Raw genomic sequence first — 5,567 nt, forward strand, 5'->3', positions numbered from 1 at the left:
CGACCGCGGCCGGCCGCTCCGCGCGGCCGAACCTGGTCCGCTGGCTGCTCCGCCTGCACCGGCCGGCCCTGCTGGTCTGGATCGGGCTCGTGATCGTCCTCGCCGCCCTCCTGCTGTGGGTGGGCGGTCCGCTCACCGACGCGGCGGCCGAGGCCTGGCGGCGGTACAACGTCTGCAAGGCGGAGCCCTGCGCGTACGACGCGGGCGCGATCGGCCGCTACAAGGACTGGTACAACTACACGACGATCGCCGTCGTCGCCGTCCCGTTCCTGGTCGCCGCGTGGTCGGGCGCCGCGCTGATCAGCCGCGAACTGGAGCAGGGCACCGCGCAGTTGGCCTGGAGCCAGTCGATCTCCCCGGCCCGCTGGCTCGCCTTCAAGCTCGCCGTCCCGGCCGTCCTGGTCACCGTCGGCACCGGCCTCCTGGTCGGCCTGCACCATTGGGCCTGGTCGACGGGCCAGGGCCGTATCGACACGGCCAAGAACTGGTACGACCTGGGGACCTACGCCGCGGGCGGCCCGGCCACCGTCGCCATCGCCCTGGCGGGCCTGGTCAGTGGCGCCTTCTACGGCCTGCGCAAGCGCGAGTCCCTCGTCTCGCTCATCGTCGCGCTGTGCGCCACGGGGTTCGTGTGGAGCACCCTCGGCATCGCGACACCCCACCTCTGGCCCACGGTCACCAGGATCAGCAGCCTCAGTCACAGCCGTCCGGCCGGCTCCGGCATCGTCGTCAACCAGGGCCTCCTCACCTCCACCGGCGCCCGCATCGCCGACCCGCAGTGCGGCCCCGCCACCGACCAGACATGCCGGGCCGTCTACGAAAAGCTCGACGCCGTCAGCTACTTCAATGACTACCACCCCCAATCCCACTACTGGCCGCTCCAGTTGACGGCGACCGCCATCGTCCTCGCCGCCACCGCCGCCCTGACCGTGGCCACGTTCCGAGTCCTCAGGCGCCAGACCGGTCCGGCGCCCGTCCGTAAGGCAGCCGCCGTATGACCGCCCTGGCCCTGAGCCCCACCGCCCGACCGCAGCGCGCCGTCCGGCGGCTGCACCGCCCGGCGCTGATCGTCTGGAGCGGGTTCCAACTGCTCGCCGTGAGCGCGCTGTTGTGGGTGCACCTGTTCCGCGCGCCCGCCGCGCGCGAGGACCACTCCGCCTCGTACTTCGTCCTCACCGACGTCAACAACGTCATGAACTTCCTTGGTGAGGTGCTCAGTTACGTCTCCATACCCGTCGCCGTCTGGGCGGGCGCCGCCCTGATCGGCCGCGAACTGGAGGACGGCACCGCCCGGTTGGCCTGGACCCAGTCCATCACCCCCGCCCGCTGGCTGACCGCCAAGCTCACCGCGGCGGCCCTGCCGCTGGCCGCCGGAAGCACGCTGCTGGGCCTGGTCTTCGCCTGGGTCCGGACCACCGACCAGGACGTGCTGGTCACCAACTGGTCCTGGGACCGCGTCCTCGTCCCGACCGGCCCGATGTCCGTGGCCCTGGTCCTCTTCGCCCTGGCCGTCGGCACCCTCGCCGGAGTCGCCCTGGGCCGCGCGCTGCCCGCCCTGGCGGCAGCCGCTCTCACCACGTACACCACGCGCTACTTCTTCGGCCGCACATGGGACGACATCTGGCCGGTCCGCCGCTACTGGCCGGTCCAGCTCAGCGCCACCGTCCTGCTGCTCCTCGTCGCGGCCCTCGCCGTCGCCGTCACCTTCCGCCTGCTGGCCCGCCGTACGGAGTCCCTTTCATGAGCGCCCTCACCACCGACGCCCCAGTGACCCGCACCCGCCTGCCCGGCCCCGTCCGCGCGGTCCTGCGGTTGCAGCGCGGTGTCCTGATCGCCTGGGCGGTGATCTTCACCGTCACCGCCGGCATCCTGCTGTGGGCCTACGGCCCCGGCGGGAACGGCGCCGCGGCCGACTGGCAGCGCAAGTGCACCGTCCACGGGTGCGACTGGAGCGCCGCCATCAGCGCCTACCACCTCGCCTACGCGGTCGCCGAGTTCCTGATCGGCGTCATCCCCTACTTCGCCGCCGCCCTGGCGGGCGCGGTCGTCGGCCGCGAGCTGGAGAACGGCACCGCGCGCCTCGCCTGGACCCAGTCCCTCTCCCCGACCCGCTGGCTCGCCACCACCCTGGCCGTGCCCGCCGCGCTGATCACCGCCGGCTCCACCGTCCTCGTCCTGCTGCACCGGCTGCTGTACGACGCCCACAAGGTGCCCGTCACCTGGAACTGGTGGAACGAGGAGACCTTCATCCCCAACGGCACCATCGCCATCGTCCAACCCCTGCTGGGCCTCGCCGTCGGCGCCCTCGCGGGTCTGCTCCAGCGCCGCCTCCTGTCCTCGATCGGTCTCGCCATCGCCGCCACGGGCCTGGTCCACACCGTCCTCAACTTCACCCGCCCGAGCCTGTGGCCCTGGGTGACCCGCGTCAGCCCCCGGAACACCGGCTACGACGCCCCGCTCAACGTCCTCGTCGGCGACCAGGGCGCCGTCACCTCCAGCGGCGGCCACGTCCCCGACACGTGCTTCGAGCAGGCCAAGTGCCTCAAGTCGGTCGACGTCACCGGCTACTACGTCCAGTACCACCCCGCCTCCCACTTCTGGCCCCTCCAGCTCGTGGAGACCGGCATCGTCCTCGCCGTCACCGCCCTCGTGCTCGCCGCCGCCTTCACCCTGCTGCGCCGCCGCACCGCCTGACCGGATCCCCCCTCCCGGCGGCTCCCTGGCATCCGTTACGTTCGTTTCCGTGCCGTAGACGTCCGGGAGCCGCCCCCCGATATCCCGCACGCCATGTCGCCGTAACCATTGGTTCAGACGGGCTTGCGACGCTCGGCGAATGAAGCCCGTCGTGCCAGAGCCTTCGCCGCCTCCCGAGGTGAACGGGAGCAACGGGGCCGTCGTCCCGCTCCTTCCGGCGCTGTCCGACGCGCCCGTATCGCCGGTGGCGCGGAACAATGGGCACATGAGCAGCCAGCCCAACGCCCAGGCACAGGTCCAGCACGCGCAGCCCTCCGTGGGCTCCATAGCCGCCCACCGCCCGCACACCGTGTCGGCGGCGGTCTCCGATCTGGAACCCGACATCGACGCCGACCTCGACGAGTACGAGGAGTCGCCGTACGACGGCCCCCAGCTTCCGCAGGGCCGTTTCCTGGACCGGGAGCGCAGCTGGCTCGCGTTCAACGAGAGAGTCCTGGAGCTCGCCGAGGACCCGAACACCCCACTCCTGGAGCGGGCGAACTTCCTCGCGATCTTCGCCAGCAACCTGGACGAGTTCTTCATGGTCCGGGTGGCCGGCCTCAAGCGCCGTATCGCCACCGGTGTCGCCACCCGCTCCGCGTCCGGCCTGCAGCCGCGCGAGGTGCTGGAGATGATCTGGGCCCGCTCGCGCGAGCTGATGGCCCGGCACGCCGCCTGCTACCACGAGGACGTCGCCCCCGCGCTCGCGGAGGAGGGCATCCACCTGGTCCGCTGGAACGAGCTGACCGAGAAGGAGCAGGCGCGCCTCTTCACCCTGTTCCGGCACCAGATCTTCCCCGTGCTGACCCCGCTGGCCGTCGACCCCGCGCACCCCTTCCCGTACATCTCGGGTCTCTCGCTGAACCTCGCGGTCGTCGTACGCAACCCCGTCACCGGGCACCGCCACTTCGCGCGCGTCAAGGTGCCGCCGCTGCTGTCCCGCTTCCTGGAGTCCTCGCCGGGCCGGTACGTCCCCCTGGAGGACGTGATCGCCGCCCATCTGGAGGAACTCTTCCCGGGCATGGAGATCCTGGAGCACCACGCGTTCCGGCTGACCCGCAACGAGGACCTCGAAGTCGAGGAGGACGACGCCGAGAACCTGCTCCAGGCCCTGGAGAAGGAACTCATGCGGCGCCGCTTCGGGCCGCCGGTGCGCCTGGAGGTCGAGGAGTCCATCGACCGCGAGGTGCTCGACCTGCTGGTGCGCGAGCTGAAGATCAGCGAGGCCGAGGTGTACCCGCTGCCGGGCCCGCTGGACCTGACCGGGCTGTTCCGGATCGGCGGCCTGGACCGGCCCGAGCTGAAGTACGCCAAGTTCATCGCGGGCACCCACCGCGACCTCGCCGAGGTCGAGTCCGCCTCCGCGCCCGACATCTTCGCCGCCCTGCGCAACCGGGACGTGCTGCTGCACCACCCGTACGACTCGTTCTCCACGTCCGTGCAGCGCTTCCTGGAGCAGGCGGCCGGCGACGACGACGTCCTCGCCATCAAGCAGACCCTGTACCGCACTTCGGGCGACTCCCCGATCGTGGACGCGCTGATAGAGGCCGCCGAGGCCGGCAAGCAGGTCCTCGTCCTGGTCGAGATCAAGGCCCGCTTCGACGAGCACGCCAACATCAAGTGGGCGCGCAAGCTGGAGGAGGCGGGCTGCCATGTCGTCTATGGCCTGGTCGGACTCAAGACCCACTGCAAGCTGTCGCTCGTGGTCCGCCAGGAGGGCGACACGCTGCGCCGCTACAGCCACGTCGGCACCGGCAACTACCACCCGAAGACGGCCCGCCTGTACGAGGACCTCGGTCTGCTGACCGCGGACCCCCAGGTCGGCGCCGACCTCTCGGACCTCTTCAACCGGCTGTCGGGATACTCGCGCCGCGAGACCTACCGCCGCCTGCTGGTCGCCCCCAAGTCGCTGCGCGACGGCCTGATCGCCCGGATCAACAAGGAGGTCCAGCACCACCGTGCCGGGCGCCCCGCGTTCATCCGCATCAAGGTCAACTCGATGGTGGACGAGGCGATCATCGACGCGCTCTACCGTGCGTCCCAGGCGGGCGTCACGGTCGACGTGTGGGTGCGCGGCATCTGCGCGGTGCGGCCCGGCGTCCCCGGCCTGTCCGAGAACATCCGCGTACGGTCCATCCTCGGCCGCTTCCTCGAACACTCCCGCGTCTTCGGCTTCGGCAACGGAGGCGAACCCGAGGTGTGGATCGGCAGCGCCGACATGATGCACCGCAACCTCGACCGCCGTATCGAGGCCCTCGTCAGGGTCACCGACCCGGCCCACCGCGCCACGATCAGCCGGCTCCTGGAGACCGGCATGTCGGACACCACCTCCTCCTGGCACCTGGGCCCGGACGGCGAGTGGACCCGGCACGCGACCGACGCGGAAGGCCAACCCCTGCGCAACGTCCAGGAGATGCTCATAGACGCCCGGAGGCGCCGGCGTGGCACAGCAACACCTTGACCCGACGGATCCCACGGCCAGGGCCGTGACAGGTGACGCCCTCGCGGGCTACCTGCGCGGCCAGGCCACGGAGTTCCTCCGCGCCCTACGGCTGCACCGGGAGACCGGCGGCGGCCAGAACGGCATGGAGGAGTCCGTCGACGCGGCGCGCGCCCTGCGCCACTCGGCCCGCCGCATCAGCGGCAGCCTGCACACCTTCCGGCCGCTCCTCGACGCCGACTGGTCCGAGGCGATGCGCCCCGAACTGGCGTGGCTGTCGGGCACGTTGGCCCTGGAGCACGCCTGCGCGGCCCGCCTTGAGCGGCTGCTCCTGGCCCTGCACCGGCTGTCGGGCTCGACGGCGTTCCCCGCACAGTCGGCGGCCTCGGCCGTG

Annotated in this window: 5 protein-coding genes; all 5 read left to right on the forward strand. The window is 71.5% G+C overall.

What is annotated here, in order from left to right; translation table 11 throughout:
• On the forward strand, positions 1 to 998 hold a 998-nt coding region (locus R6V09_RS44600), incomplete at its 5' end, for an ABC transporter permease (protein ID WP_317887198.1).
• Positions 995 to 1,744 (forward strand): hypothetical protein, encoded by a 750-nt coding sequence (locus R6V09_RS44605; protein WP_317887199.1) that lies wholly within the window; start codon positions 995 to 997, stop codon positions 1,742 to 1,744. The genes R6V09_RS44600 and R6V09_RS44605, both read left to right, overlap by 4 nt.
• Positions 1,741 to 2,694 carry a hypothetical protein gene (locus tag R6V09_RS44610; RefSeq protein WP_317887200.1) on the forward strand — a complete coding sequence of 318 codons (954 nt, stop codon included), beginning with the start codon at positions 1,741 to 1,743 and terminating at the stop codon, positions 2,692 to 2,694. Before R6V09_RS44605 ends, R6V09_RS44610 begins: the two co-directional genes overlap by 4 nt.
• Positions 2,695 to 2,833: 139 nt before the next feature.
• Positions 2,834 to 5,194 (forward strand): RNA degradosome polyphosphate kinase, encoded by a 2,361-nt coding sequence (locus tag R6V09_RS44615; protein WP_317887201.1) that lies wholly within the window; start codon positions 2,834 to 2,836, stop codon positions 5,192 to 5,194.
• A partial coding sequence (locus R6V09_RS44620) for a CHAD domain-containing protein (RefSeq protein ID WP_317887202.1) occupies positions 5,175 to 5,567 on the forward strand: 393 nt, incomplete at its 3' end. The genes R6V09_RS44615 and R6V09_RS44620, both read left to right, overlap by 20 nt.

It is taken from the genome of Streptomyces sp. W16 (assembly GCF_033194735.1).
Classification (GTDB): Bacteria; Actinomycetota; Actinomycetes; order Streptomycetales; family Streptomycetaceae; genus Streptomyces.

Coding starts and splice junctions, on each gene's coding strand:
- R6V09_RS44605 (WP_317887199.1), top strand. CDS start 995: ATGACCGCCCTGGCCCTGAGCCCCACCGCCCGACCGCAGCGCGCCGTC.
- R6V09_RS44610 (WP_317887200.1), top strand. CDS start 1,741: ATGAGCGCCCTCACCACCGACGCCCCAGTGACCCGCACCCGCCTGCCC.
- R6V09_RS44615 (WP_317887201.1), top strand. CDS start 2,834: ATGAAGCCCGTCGTGCCAGAGCCTTCGCCGCCTCCCGAGGTGAACGGG.